The organism is Pseudomonas sp. CFII68 (assembly GCF_000416195.1).
GTDB classification, from domain to species: domain Bacteria; phylum Pseudomonadota; class Gammaproteobacteria; order Pseudomonadales; family Pseudomonadaceae; genus Aquipseudomonas; species Aquipseudomonas kilonensis.
In genome coordinates, this window is record NZ_ATLN01000017.1 from 1 (window position 1) to 13,342 (window position 13,342).

Here is a 13,342-nt window from a genome sequence, read left to right on the forward strand (position 1 = left end):
GGGATGGAGTGAATGGTTGTCAGCGTGGCAGCCAGCGTTACGAAGCCCGCGCCCGCCACGCCAGCCGAGCCTTTTGAGGTCAGCAGGAATACGCCCAGCAGAATCATCTGATCCACAAAAGTCAGTGGCGTATTGGTCGCCTGGGCGATAAAGATCGCGGCCATGGTGAGATAGATGCAGGTGCCGTCCGCATTGAAGGTGTACCCGGTTGGCAACACCATGCCCACGACGGATTTTTTGCAGCCAAGCTTTTCAAGCTTCACCATCATTCGCGGCAGCACGGCTTCGGTTGAGCAGGTGCCAAGGGTGATGAGAATTTCATCTTTGAAATAACGCAGAAACTGCATCAGCGGCATGCCCGACCAGCGAGCAACCGCACCCAGCACGACCACGATGAAAATCAAGGTCGTGAGGTAGAGCGCGACCAGCAACTGGCCGAGCGACAGCAAGGTACCGATTCCGTATTTGCCGATCGTGAACGCCATGCCGGCACCGGCACCAAGTGGCGCCAGGCGCATGACCATTGCAACGATCTTGAACAGGCCTTGCAGGAACAGATCAAGGGTGTTGATCAGCGGCTTGCTGGTTTCGCCCATTTGAACCAGGGCAACACCCATCAAGACCGAAAGCAGGATGACCTGGAGCATGACGCCATTGGAGAAGGCGCCGATGAAGGTTTGCGGGATGATATTGAGAAAGAACTCAATGGCGCCACCTTGCTCACTGGCAACTTGGCTGTATTTGCTGATGGCACCGCCATCCAGCGCGCTAGCGTTGATGTTCATACCGACGCCAGGCTTGACGATGTTGACCACGATAAGGCCGACGACCAGGGCGATGGTGGAAAGAATCTCGAAGTAGATCAGCGCTTTTACGCCAATCCGTCCGACCTCCTTGATACTGCCCATCTTGGCGATACCGACGACGACCGTACCGAAAATAATCGGCGCCAACAGCATTTTGATCAGTTTGATGAAACCATCGGCAAAGGGTTGGAGCTTGGCACCGATATCAGGCACGAAGTAACCGATTGCTGCACCGATCACGATGCCGATGAGTACTTGCACATACAGCTGGCCATACCAGCGGGATTTGGAGATTTCCACGGAAGCACCTCATTTTATTTTTGTGATGGGCTGTGGCTTGGCGTCGAGAGGGGACACCGGGTGCTGCGGCCTCTTTGACAGAGACCGCAGATCGAGGGTGATCAGCTTTCGCCCAATTCACGCATGACGGCATACAAAGCGGATTTGGCTTCGAAGCCGACACCTGGAATATCCGGCAGGCCGACATAGCCGTTTTCCACCTGGATCCCGTCAGCGAAGCCACCGAAAGGCTGGAACACATCGGGGTACGATTCGTTACCGCCAAGGTGCAGACCTGCTGCGATGTTCAGGGACATCTGGTGACCACCATGCGGAACTACGCGACGGGAAGACCAACCCATTTCTTCCATCACCTTGAGGGTGCGCATGTACTCCACGAGCCCGTAGGACAGCGCGCAGTCGAACTGGAGATAGTCGCGATCGGGGCGCATGCCGCCGTGGCGCAGCAGGTTGCGGGCGTCCTGGTGGGAGAACAGGTTTTCCCCGGTGGCCATGGGCAGTTCATAGTGATTGGCGAGCTCGGCCTGGAGTGCGTAATCCAGTGGATCGCCGACCTCTTCGTACCAGAAGAGGTTGTACGGCTTGATGGCCTCGGCGTACGCAATACCGGTCTGCAGATCGAAACGACCGTTGGCATCGACGGCTAGCCGACGACCATCGCCAACCACTTCAAGCACCGCTTCGATGCGACGGATATCTTCGTCCAGCGGCACCGCACCGATCTTCATCTTGACGACGTCGTAGCCACGATCCAGATAGCTCTGCATTTCCGCCTTGAGCTTGGTCTGGTCTTTGCCTGGGTAGTAGTAGCCGCCCGCTGCATAGACCCAGACCTTGTCATCGGCCACGCCGTTACGGTAACGGTCGGCCAGCAGGCGATACAGCGGTTTGCCTTCAATCTTGGCGACGGCGTCCCATACGGCCATGTCGATGGTGCCCACCGCAACCGAGCGCTCGCCATGGCCGCCTGGCTTTTCGTTGGTCATCAAGGTTTTCCAGATGGCGAACGGGTCCAGGTTGTTGTTGGCATGGTCGATGAGCGTGTCTGGATCCGCTTCCGTGATACGCGCCAGGAAACGATCACGCATCAGTGCGCCCTGGCCATAGCGGCCATTGGAGTTGAAACCGTAGCCGATGACGGGCTTTCCGTCGCGAATCACATCTGTGATGACAGCGACAACCGAGCACGTCATTTTCGAAAAATCGATGTAGGCGTTAGCGATTGGGGAGGCAATGGAAACAGTTTTTTCACGAATGTCTACGATACGCATGGCGGGGTCCTCTTGTTGTTTGTGGCCCCACGTTAGGCTTTGCGATGTCACCCGCCCAATGCTATTAATGCCGCACCCTATGCACAGGAGGCATGGCCCTTGGAACTCGTTTGGCTTGAGGACTTTTCAGCGCTTGCGGAGTACGGCAGCTTCGTTCGGGCGGCTGAAGCGCGGCACGTTACCCAGCCGGCATTCAGTCGCAGAGTGCGCTCGCTGGAGAGCTGGATGGGGGTGCAATTGTTCGTTCGAACGCCTCAAGGCGCGACGCTGACTGAAGCCGGGAGGCAAATTTTGCCCAGTGCCCAGGAGGCTGCCAGGCGCTTGTACAGAATGCGCAACGAGGCTCAAGAGGTCGCTGGAATGGCTGCCAGGTCGCTTCAATTTGCGGCAACGCATTCCCTGTCGTTTACATTTTTTCCCAGGTGGCTTCGAAGCTCGGAGAGCGGTGCGCCCATTGAGGCTGTGCAACTGCACTCCGATAGCATGGCTGTCTGTGAGCAGATGCTGATACATGGCCAGGTTCAGTTTCTGCTCTGCCATCGCCATCCCGATGTTCCACCTTTGCTCGCCCCAGATCAGTTCATCGGCAAAAAGGTGGGTGAAGACGTTCTCGTTCCTCTGGCGAGTGCTTCTGCCAACTTCGGCACCTCGCCTGCGGCATTGCCATACCTGGCTTACACCCATGAGTCTGGACTGGGGCGTATCGTCGCCCACAGGCTGCGTGGCAAAGAAGATTACCTGCACCTCAAGCCACTTTTCAGCAGCCACCTTGCCGCGGTGCTGATGTCCATGGCCCTGGAAAGCAAAGGCGTGGCCTGGCTGCCCAAGAGCCTCACCGAGCAGGAAATGCTGGATGGGCGCTTAGTCAGGGCGCTCGACGAAAGCTGGGATATACCGCTGGAAATTCATCTGACCCGTCCATCGGCGCCGCTCAGTCAGTCTGCCGAAGCGTTCTGGGCCCGGCTGGGGCAGTGACCAGGCGCGTTTCATGTAACGCGCTGCGTTGCTCAATAAAAATAGAATTTGAGTGTGCAAATCGCCGCTGATCCCTTGCCGGGACCGCGGCGAAGTGACGAGCGTGTCGCTACTTGTAATGTTGTTCAAACACCGCCAATTGCTCAGGCTTGATCAACTGAAAGGGCACCCAGACGTCCGTTTCCACCGGCTCTCCCTTGATCATCTTGAGCGCGGCCTGTACCGCGCTGGTCGCCTGGGCCTTGGGGTCCTGGAACACCGAGGCGACCAGCATCCCACGCTTGATCGCCGCCAGGCCGTCAGGCAAACCGTCGATGCCGACAATCGCGATCTCGCCCTTGGCTTTGCCGGCCTGTTGCAAGGCCATGGCCGCACCGATGGCCATTTCGTCGTTGTTGGCGACGATGGCGTCGAAACGACTGCCCGCCAATAGCCAGTTACTGGTCAGGTCCATCCCTTTGTTGCGCTGCCACTCGGCGCTTTGCTGTTCGACAATCTTGATCCCGGGATAATCCTTGAGCACCTGTTTGACGCCTTCGGTGCGGTCGTGGGTGGCGTTTTGCGCCAGGTCGCCCATGATGATCGCGAGGTTGCCCTTGCCGCCGAGCTTTTCGGCCAGGTAGCGCATTTGCAGCTGTCCGGCCTCGATGTCATTGGACGCGACCGTGACCACGCCTTTGGGCAAGGTGCGCTCGTCCGGGTGGCGGTTGACGTAGACCAGCGGCGTCTTCGCTTCGACCGCGGCGCGGGTGATATTGGCCGTGGCGGAGGTGTCCACCGGCAGGACAATGACCGCATCGACTTTCTGGTTGATAAAGCCCTGGACCTGGTTGAGTTGGCGCACCACATCGCCTTGGGCGTCCTCGAACTGAATCTGCACGTTTTCCTTTTTCGCGGCCTCGTCCAGGCCGTTACGCACGTAGGTCATGAAGTTGTCGTCGACCCTGGCGATGCTGACGCCGATGCGGTAGTCGGCGGCGGCCCATTGGCTGAAGAACAAGAGCAGGGTGGCGAAAAGCAGTGTGCAACGACGCATGATGGTTTTCCTTTTGTTGTTATGGGTTGTACGTCATCAAGAGATGAAAATCTGCCGCACGTGTTGAATTCGGCGCGGGCTTTATCCATCAAGCGTGAAGGCCTGCCTGAAACGTTCAAGCGCGACCTCGCTGTCACCGCTGGCCCAGCCTTCGAGGCCGACGACACCGCTGTATCCCATGCCGAACAAGGCCCTGGCAATGGCGGGATAATGGATTTCACCGGTACCGGGCTCCATGCGCCCCGGGACGTCGGCGACCTGGATTTCGCCGATGGCGCTGCCGGCGCGCTGGATCAGTTCGATCAGGTTGCCTTCGCCGATTTGTGCGTGATAGAGGTCCAGGTTCATCTTCAGGTGCGGGCTGCCCACGGCCTCGATCAGCGCCAGGGTGTCGTCGGCACGGGCGAACGGCGTGCCCGGGTGGTCGACTTCGGTGTTGAGGTTCTCCAGCAGGAAAACCCGACCCGCGTCCTCGCCCAGGCGGGCGATTTTTTCCAGCGTCTTGCAGGCGTTCAACCACATGCGACCAGTGGTCTGGGCCACGGGTTTGACCGGCAAGCCCTGGTCACCCAGGCCGGTGCCATGCAGGTTCAAGCTGGGGCAGCCCAACTGAGCGGCGACGGCCAAGGATTCCTGGGCGCTGTCGAGCAGGAGCTGGATATCATCCGGATCGGTCAGGTTGCCCGAGATGTAGCCGGTCATGGAGGTGAAATCCGCGCCGGTCGCTACAAGGGCCTGGATGTCTTTGGTCGTCCAGTTCCATATCTCGACGCTGAAGCCCAGCGCATGGATGCGTTTGACCCGCTCGGTGAAGGGCAGGTCGAGAAAGACCATCTCGGCACTGATCGCCAGTTTGAACGGTGTGAAACTCATGACTGAGCTCCTTGCACACGCACTGTTTTGCCCTGTTGGAAGGATTCGATACAGGCGCGGGCGATGGCCAGTGCCGCCCGTGCATCTTCACCGCTGGCCAGCGGTTTTTCACCGCTGCGCACGCAACTGACGAAGTGGTTGAGCTCGGCCACATAGGCATCACGCAGCAGGTCGGTGTCCAGGCGCTGGGTGTCGGCCTGGACCCCATTGGCCAGGTACCGCAGCAAGTCAGAGTCGTTGACGTTGCCCATGGTCAGCATGCCAGCGCTGCCGAACACTTCGCCGCGGACATCGTAGCCATACACGGCTTGAAAATTGGCCTCGGCCGTGGCGATGGCGCCGTTATCGAAACGGATCGTGACCACCGCGGTGTCGAGAAACCCTTTGTCCTTGTAGGCCGGTGCGATCAGGGCATCGGCCATCACAAAAACCTCAACCGCCTCGGCGCCTGGATTCAGGTAGCGCAGGGTATCGAAGTCATGGATCAGGGTTTCCAGGAAGATCACCCATTGTGGCGATGCGGCCGGGTTGTTCAGCGCCGGGTCGCGGGTCAGCGAGCGCAGCAGTTGTGGGGTACCGATCCGGCCAGCAACCACGTCCAGGTGAGCGGTGCGGAAACTTCTGGCAAAGCGACGGTTGAAGCCGACTTGCAGCGTCACCCGTGCATCGGCCGCGGCGGCGATGGCGCGGTCAGCTTCGTCCAGGGTGATGGCCATCGGTTTTTCACAGAACACCCCTTTGCCGGCCCGGGCCGCACTGATCACCAATTCGGCATGGCTGCGTGCCGGGGCGGCAATCAGCACGGCGTCGATGTCCGGGTCATCCAGCAATTGCTGTGGGTCGGTATAGACCTTCTGCACGTCCAGTTCTGCCGCCAAGCGTGCGGCTTGGCCGGGGGTAGGGTCGGCGATGGCGGCAAGGCACGCGCCGGGGATGTGCCTGGCGGCGGTCAGGCCGTGAAAACTGCCCATGCGGCCGGCGCCGATGAGGCCAAGGCGAAGGGTTTTGGATGTGCTCATGAACATGACTCCCTTTATTGTTTTTACGACTCGGCGGTAAGAATGTCCTCGTCTGTCCAGGCAGGAGCAAGCGCTGTGCCAATAATTAAGTGATTGATATTTAATATATTTTATTAGCATTCATTTGAAGTGATGTTCATTTGAATGACATGTCTATACTGACATGTCGAAAATATGAACATGTGGCCGAATAATGAATGAGCAACCTGCAGCGTTGAGCGCCGAAGACCGTGACTACCTCACCACGCTGGGCCCCGCGTCGTTGAATGAAGGGCCAGGCACTGCGCTGGATGAGGCCTGGCGAGCGTGCTTGCGGGGAGATACTGATCGGCCTGTCGGGATCCGGCGGGTGATTTGGACGTCCTGGTTGCGCAGCGTCAGTGCCGGTCTCGATCCGGAAGACGGTGAGTACCGTTTTGTCGCGCCTGCCGACCTGACCGCGACACTGGCAGCCAATCGGGTGTTGATCGCCGCAGCGGCGCAAGTCATGCGCGGGTTGCTCGCCTATAACCCCAGGGGTCATATCAACCTGACCGATGCCAAAGGCACGACGTTGTATTTCTGTGGCCTGGACCTCACACCCATCGGCAGTCGATTGCTGGAGTCGGTACAGGGCACCAATTGCACCGGGCTGGCAATCGTCGAAGACCGTTTGGTGTATGTGCTGGCCGAAGAGAACTTCGGGCTTGGCCTGCGCCAGCGCCGCATGCATTGCGCCGCTGCGCCGATCCGCGATGCCCAAGGCCGGACGCTGGGCATGTTGACCTTGACGGCAGAGCCCGGCTGGTTTCATTTCCATACGCTGGGCACCGTCCAGGCTGCGGCCGAGGCGGTCTCGAGGCAGATGGCGCTGCAAGCCTTGCTGGAAGAACAGCAAACGGTCCTTGAGGTGCTCAACGAAGGCTTGGTGGTTTTGGATGAGCAGGGCTGCATCAAGGCGCTCAACCATTACGCCCGACAGTTGTTCCGCGTCGGCCATGACCTGCTCGGCAGTCCGTTCAAGAGCCTGGGCAAGAGCGAATTGACCGATGCAGTCCTGCTCGCGGGCGGGGACGGCGTGCGCGACCTGGACTGCACCTTTGAACTGCCCGACCGCAGCCATCTGGCCTGCCTGGTGTCGGTCTGCCCGCTGGAGCAAGGCGGGCGGATTGTGTCGTTGCGCGAGAACCGACGCATCCGGGAAATCACCCGGCGGATCATTGGCACCCAGGCCAGCTACACCTTCGAAACCATCCTCGGCCGTTCACAGGCGATTGAGGATGCACTGCACCTGGCGCGGATTGCCAGTCGCAGTGATTCGACCACGCTGATCCTCGGTGAGAGCGGCACTGGCAAGGAGTTGTTCGCCCAGGCCATCCATAATGGCAGCGACCGTTGTGGCGGGCCTTTTGTGGCGGTCAATTGCGGCGCCATTCCCCGTGACCTGGTGCAGAGCGAACTGTTTGGACACGTCGAAGGCGCTTTCACCGGGTCGGCACGCGGTGGGTCGGCAGGCAAGTTCGAGTTGGCCGATGGCGGGACGATCTTCCTCGATGAAATCGGTGACATGTCCTTCGATGCACAGGTCAGCCTGCTGCGTGTCCTGCAGGAAGGCGAGGTGACACGGGTGGGGGCGAAAAAATCGCTGCGGGTCAACGTGCGCATCATCGCCGCCACCCACCGCAACCTGAGCCAGGCAGTGGCCGAGGGCGCCTTTCGTGAGGACCTTTACTACCGGCTCAACGTGCTGAACCTGACGGTGCCGCCACTGCGGATGCGTCGCGAAGATGTGCCGTTGCTGGCGCGGCATTTTCTCGCGCGATGTGCCCGATCGCTGCGCAAGTCGATGCAGGACCTTTCGCCAGCGGCCCTGGAGATGCTTGGCGCCTATCACTGGCCAGGCAATGTCCGTGAGCTGGAAAACGTCATTGAGCGGGCGACCAACCTGGCGATGACCGAGCTGATCGAGCCGAGCGATCTTGCCCTGGATATCAGGCAGCGAGGGCGCCCATCGACATGGGGAAGTGCCCCTGAGCCGCGGATGGCGCCGGATCTTGGTACCCATGAGATGAATGCCATCATCGCTGCCCTCAAGGACACGCGCGGAAACATCCGCCTGGCTGCTCAACGGCTGAATGTGTCGCGGGGTGGGTTGTACAACAAAATGAGCCGGTTTGGGCTCAAGGTTGATGCGTTTCGTTCTTAGCGGGATGCTGTCGTAAATGCTCTGAAAATTGCCACGATCCCTCGCTGGCTGCTGGTATAGAGCGTGCTCGATAACGCGTATCTGCCGTGATGGGGAAGCGTTAACGCGCAGTCCTGACGATGACGGACAGAATGAGGAATGTAAAATTTTTACGGTTTTTTTACGGTAGGTGTTTTGACCCACAACGATACTGGCCGCGATTTTCAGATCGTCCGAGCGCCTTGCATTTCCAATGGCCCTGGCAAATCGTATTGCTCAAGGATGGCATACACTTCCCCCCGTAATTTGAGAGACGCAACCCTTGAGCGAAGCAGCGATTTCCGCCCATGAAGATTCCCATGCCAAAACATCAGGAGTGGGCTTGCTCGTCGCCGCGGTGGGCGTGGTTTATGGGGACATTGGCACCAGCCCGCTTTACACACTCAAAGAAGTGTTCGCCGGTCACTACGGCGTCCAGGCCAACCAGGACGGTGTACTGGGTATTCTGTCGTTGATCTTCTGGTCACTGATCTGGGTCGTCTCGATCAAGTACGTGCTGTTCATCCTTCGCGCCAACAACCAGGGCGAGGGGGGCATCATGGCCTTGACCGCATTGGCACGTCGGGCTGCGGCACCGTTTCCCAAAATGAGCAGGGTCCTGGTATTGCTCGGGCTCTTCGGCGCGGCACTGTTTTACGGGGACAGCATGATCACCCCGGCCATCTCGGTGCTCTCGGCGGTCGAAGGGCTGCAGCTTGCGTTCGATGGAATCGAACAGTGGGTCGTTCCGCTGTCCGTGGTCATCCTGGTAGCGCTGTTCCTGATTCAAAAACATGGCACGGCGCGTATCGGCATCCTGTTCGGCCCGGTCATGGTGCTGTGGTTCATGGTGCTGGGTGCGCTCGGCATTTACGGCATCCTGCAACGACCGGAAGTTCTGCAGGCGCTCAATCCTGCATGGGCAGTGCAGTTTTTTGTGGTGCATCCGGGGATTGGCGTGGCCATTCTGGGCGCCGTGGTGTTGGCATTGACCGGTGCTGAAGCACTGTATGCCGACATGGGCCACTTTGGCCGCAAGCCCATTGCTCGCGCCTGGTTCATTCTCGTGTTGCCCGGCTTGGTGCTCAATTACTTTGGCCAAGGCGCCCTGATCCTGGGAAACCCGGAGACGGTGCGCAACCCGTTCTATTTACTGGCGCCTGAATGGGCACTGTTACCGATGGTCGCGCTCTCCACACTGGCCACCATCATCGCCTCTCAAGCCGTGATCTCCGGTGCTTTTTCCCTGACTCGCCAGGCCATCCAGTTGGGTTACGTCCCTCGCATGTTTATCCAGCATACATCCAGCCAGGAACAGGGACAGATCTATATCGGTACGGTTAACTGGGCGTTGATGGTGGGTGTCGTGCTGTTGGTGATTGGTTTCGAGTCGTCCAGTGCGTTGGCCGCAGCCTATGGCGTCGCTGTAACGGGGACCATGTTGATCACGACAATCTTGTCCTCGGCTGTCGTCCTGCTCCTGTGGAAAACGCCGCGCTGGCTGGCCGTCCCAATGCTGCTCGGATTCTTGCTGGTAGACGGTCTGTATTTTGCGGCCAATGCACCCAAAATCTTTCAGGGTGGCGCGTTCCCGGTGATTGCCGGCATCAGCCTGTTCATTTTGATGACGACCTGGAAGCGGGGCAGAAAGATTATTGTTGAGCGGCTGGATGAAACCGCACTTCCTCTACCGCTATTCATCGGCAGTATCCGTACGCAGCCTCCCCATCGGGTGCAAGGTACGGCGGTGTTTCTTACGGCCAGGACAGATGCTGTTCCTCATGCATTGCTGCACAACCTGCTGCATAACCAGGTTTTGCATGAGCAAGTGGTATTGCTCACAGTGGTGTCCGAAGACAGCCCTCGTGTGAGTGCTGACCGACGGTTTGAGGTTGAAGCCTATGGAGAAGGGTTCTTCCGGGTCAGTCTGCACTTTGGCTTTATCGAGGAGCCCGATGTCCCCTTGGCCTTGAGTCTCTGTCACTTGGCTGAACTGGACTTCAGTCCGATGCGCACCACCTATTTCCTCAGCCGGGAGACGGTGATCCCGACCAAGCGCATCGGAATGGCCCGTTGGCGAGAAACCCTGTTCGCGTTTTTGCTGAAGAACGCCAATAGCAACCTGAAGTACTTCAAGTTGCCGTTGAACCGGGTGATAGAGCTGGGCACACAGGTCGAGATGTAAAAGAGTCATCGAGTATCCAGAGGGGCTCGTTCAATGCGGGCCATTCATGCTGGATGAACCACGCGTCAGACGCTTGAGCGCGATGACCATCAGGCCCCCGGCTACTACCATTCCCGTGAGAAAAAGCGGATAGGCAACCCACCAGGGAACGGCTGAGGTCATCATGCTGAACTCGGACATGCCACCAATGCTGGCGATCAGGTTGAGAGGCAGGAAAACCACATTGATCAGCGTCAGTTTGCGTAACAGGTTGTTCATGGTGTTGTTCATCAAATTGCCGCGTGCGTCGATCAAGCCGGCAAACACCCTGGAGTAGATTTCCGCCTGTTTGTTGCACTGGGTGTTTTCGATGATCAAATCGTCGATAAGCGCAATCGCCTCGACGCTGAAGTGCTCTTTTTCCGCATGGTTGCGCAGCCGAGTCAGGACCGCACCATTGCTGTGAATCGCATTGATGTAGTAGATCAGGCTTTCGCTGAGGTTAAACATCTGGACCAGATGTCGATTCTCCATCGAGGCGTTGAATTTCTGCTGCAGCTCGCGAGCCACCATCTTGATCACCTTGAGGTGGCCCAGGTAGTGGTGGAGGTTGTTGAACAGTATATCCAGCAGCACATCTTGCGTTGTGTGCAAGGGGTGCCGCTGCCCCAATCCACTCAACTGGGAGTCGTCAGTCGCGATTATCAGCAAGCGTGTTTTAGAGAAGAGCAAGCCGAACGATGAGACCTCAAAGGCCAGGCTATCTCCGCCCGAGTAACTTTCCGGACGCTTCCAGATCAAGAACAGGTTATCCGGATGGAATTCGATGCGTGAGACTTCGTCCGGATCCAGTGCCGAAGCCAGCGCGTGATCGTCCAGTTTGAACTCGCTGCGCAACAGATCTCGTTCTGCCGCATCGGGATTACTGAACAACATCACATCAGCCTTGAGCTGTTCAACCGGTACCAGCGCCCCATTGGCGAGTAAGAAACTCTTGATCACGTCTGACCTATGGCGTTGTTGACAGAGGAAGTCAGTGTCTTGCAGGTCGTGTAGCGGATCAAGTATTCACCAGGCCTGACCGCGACGTTTCAGCTCAAGACGGCGAATGAACTCTTCCAGAACCAGGGAATACAGGTCGTCCTGCAAGTAGGCGTCTTCGATGCCCGCGTCCATGTTCGGGTTGTCGTTAACCTCGATGACCACCACCTTATCCCCCGACTGTTTCAGGTCGACCCCGTACAAACCATCTCCGATGAGGTTTGCGGTCTTCACCGCCAGCTCCACCACCGCCCGCGGTGCTTCGTGAACCGCCAAAGTGCGGCATTCCCCATTAATGTCCTGGCCCTTGGCCTTGTGGTTGTAGATTTGCCAGTGACCTTTGGACATGAAGTACTGGCAGGCGAATATCGGTTTGCGATTGAGTACGCCGATGCGCCAGTCGTACTCGGTGTAGAAGAACTCCTGAGCCAGTAGCAATACCGAGTGCTCGAAGAGCTCAGCGGTGGCATCCAGCAGCGCCTGTTGGCTTTCAACCTTGATTACGCCACGGGAAAAACAACCATCGGGAATCTTCAGCACTAATGGAAAGCCCAGGCGTTCACCGACTCGCTCGAAGTCTTCCGGTCGCTCCTTGTAGAGAATCTCGGTTGCCGGCATACCCAATTGATGGCTTTTGAGCAGATCAGTCAGGTACACCTTGTTGGTACAGCGCAGGATTGAAGTGGGATCGTCCATCACCACCAGGCCTTCGCTTTCCGCCTTCTTGGCGAAGCGATAGGTGTGGTTATCCACGCTGGTGGTTTCGCGAATCAGCAGGGCGTCATACTCGGCTATTCGTGAGTAGTCTTTCTTTTCGATCAGATCGACATCAATGCCCAGGCCTTTGCCCACCCTGATAAAACTTTCCAGTGCCTTGGCATTGGAAGGCGGCAGCGATTCCTGCGGGTCATGCAATATGGCCAGGTCGTAACGGGCCACGCGGGGTGACCGCGGTACTCGCCAGATCTTGCGGCTGAAACTGTCCAGCGAGTTGGCAAATTGATCCTCCTGGTCTTCGCGTAGCTTTTGCAAGACACCAGGTTTTATCCCCTCGATATGCCAACTATTGCTTTTACGGAACTCCACCAGGAGGATCGGGCATGGGAATATTTCGAAAATTTGCCGGGCCAGTTCCTGCAAGGGCTCAAGGTTGGTTTTACCAAAGTAAAGAGTGAGCGTGAATCCTTCGGTATTACTATAAAGGTGGTTGTTCAGTGCTTTGTCCAGCGCCTTGTCCAAGTCATCCAGCGCGAGGCTGTACAGTGACTTTCGGGTCAACTCGCTGATGGTCCGCACAGACGGAATAACTTTATGGCCGCGTGCTTCTGCCAGCAATGAACAGTAATATCCGTGTCCTAGGTACTTGTAGCTCCGACACAGATTAATAACCTGAACACGCTTGCCAGCCTCGCTTTCAAGGAGTTGCTCGAGATATTCCTGGGCACTCATCACATCGTCTGATGGGAAATAAGACGCCCAGTCTTCTTTTCGCTCAACAATAATAACGACTTGGCTTTGCCGCCTGGGTGCGCTCGATAAATAAGTAAGGTTTGATATTGCCGCTAGCCGATTTTGCTCTGATACTTCACGCAAATCACCCTGTACCGCTGACATATGAGAAGGTCCGTTGGAGAACAAGTCCTTATCTATTAAG

At 57.7% G+C, this 13,342-nt stretch carries 10 protein-coding genes; 3 read left to right on the top strand and 7 right to left on the bottom strand.

What is annotated here, in order from left to right; all coding sequences use genetic code 11:
- Positions 1–1,106: cation:dicarboxylate symporter family transporter (locus tag CFII68_RS25425; RefSeq protein ID WP_018600325.1), on the bottom strand; the 1,106-nt coding region annotated here is incomplete at its 3' end.
- 101 nt (positions 1,107–1,207) lie between these two features.
- The gene (locus tag CFII68_RS25420; RefSeq protein WP_018600327.1) at positions 1,208–2,377 is read right to left on the bottom strand and encodes a mandelate racemase/muconate lactonizing enzyme family protein; all 1,170 of its coding nucleotides are present in this window, start codon (positions 2,375–2,377) and stop codon (positions 1,208–1,210) included.
- Between the two features lie 99 nt (positions 2,378–2,476).
- On the opposite strand from CFII68_RS25420, the gene CFII68_RS25415 reads away from it, so the two are divergent.
- Positions 2,477–3,352, top strand: coding sequence for a LysR family transcriptional regulator (locus tag CFII68_RS25415; RefSeq protein ID WP_018600329.1), 876 nt, complete (start codon positions 2,477–2,479; stop codon positions 3,350–3,352).
- 109 nt (positions 3,353–3,461) lie between these two features.
- Here CFII68_RS25415 and CFII68_RS25410 read toward each other — a convergent pair whose 3' ends face one another.
- The 3 genes from CFII68_RS25410 to CFII68_RS25400 all read right to left on the bottom strand — a co-directional run bounded on the left by CFII68_RS25410 (position 3,462) and on the right by CFII68_RS25400 (position 6,280).
- Complete coding sequence (locus tag CFII68_RS25410) at positions 3,462–4,388, bottom strand: sugar ABC transporter substrate-binding protein (protein WP_018600331.1); 927 nt, start codon at positions 4,386–4,388, stop codon at positions 3,462–3,464.
- A gap of 81 nt (positions 4,389–4,469) precedes the next feature.
- Positions 4,470–5,261, bottom strand: coding sequence for a TIM barrel protein (locus tag CFII68_RS25405; RefSeq protein WP_018600333.1), 792 nt, complete (start codon positions 5,259–5,261; stop codon positions 4,470–4,472).
- On the bottom strand, positions 5,258–6,280 hold the full coding sequence (locus CFII68_RS25400; protein ID WP_018600335.1) for a Gfo/Idh/MocA family oxidoreductase: 1,023 nt from the start codon (positions 6,278–6,280) through the stop codon (positions 5,258–5,260). The genes CFII68_RS25405 and CFII68_RS25400 overlap by 4 nt, the downstream gene beginning before the upstream one ends.
- A 193-nt stretch (positions 6,281–6,473) precedes the next feature.
- Here CFII68_RS25400 and CFII68_RS25395 point away from each other — a divergent pair, with 193 nt between their 5' ends.
- Positions 6,474–8,465: a sigma-54-dependent Fis family transcriptional regulator gene (locus tag CFII68_RS25395; protein ID WP_033062323.1), complete on the top strand. Its 1,992-nt coding sequence runs from the start codon at positions 6,474–6,476 to the stop codon at positions 8,463–8,465.
- A 301-nt stretch (positions 8,466–8,766) separates the two neighbouring features.
- Positions 8,767–10,668, top strand: coding sequence for a potassium transporter Kup (locus CFII68_RS25390; protein ID WP_050585377.1), 1,902 nt, complete (start codon positions 8,767–8,769; stop codon positions 10,666–10,668).
- A 30-nt stretch (positions 10,669–10,698) separates the two neighbouring features.
- Here the strand turns inward: CFII68_RS25390 and CFII68_RS25385 are convergent, their stop codons facing one another.
- Both CFII68_RS25385 and CFII68_RS0125720 read right to left on the bottom strand, forming a co-directional pair.
- Positions 10,699–11,649 carry a magnesium transporter CorA family protein gene (locus CFII68_RS25385; protein ID WP_018600342.1) on the bottom strand — a complete coding sequence of 317 codons (951 nt, stop codon included), beginning with the start codon at positions 11,647–11,649 and terminating at the stop codon, positions 10,699–10,701.
- A gap of 66 nt (positions 11,650–11,715) precedes the next feature.
- A complete protein-coding gene (locus CFII68_RS0125720; RefSeq protein WP_033062325.1) occupies positions 11,716–13,302 on the bottom strand; it encodes a RimK family protein in 1,587 nt (528 codons plus the stop codon).
- Between the last annotated feature and the right edge of the window lie 40 nt (positions 13,303–13,342).

Excerpts from the sequence above, each read along its gene's own strand:
- CFII68_RS25420 (WP_018600327.1), bottom strand. The coding sequence starts at position 2,377 with ATGCGTATCGTAGACATTCGTGAAAAAACTGTTTCCATTGCCTCCCCA.
- CFII68_RS25410 (WP_018600331.1), bottom strand. The coding sequence starts at position 4,388 with ATGCGTCGTTGCACACTGCTTTTCGCCACCCTGCTCTTGTTCTTCAGC.
- CFII68_RS0125720 (WP_033062325.1), bottom strand. The coding sequence starts at position 13,302 with ATGTCAGCGGTACAGGGTGATTTGCGTGAAGTATCAGAGCAAAATCGG.
- CFII68_RS25400 (WP_018600335.1), bottom strand. The coding sequence starts at position 6,280 with ATGAGCACATCCAAAACCCTTCGCCTTGGCCTCATCGGCGCCGGCCGC.
- CFII68_RS25395 (WP_033062323.1), top strand. The coding sequence starts at position 6,474 with ATGAATGAGCAACCTGCAGCGTTGAGCGCCGAAGACCGTGACTACCTC.
- CFII68_RS25405 (WP_018600333.1), bottom strand. The coding sequence starts at position 5,261 with ATGAGTTTCACACCGTTCAAACTGGCGATCAGTGCCGAGATGGTCTTT.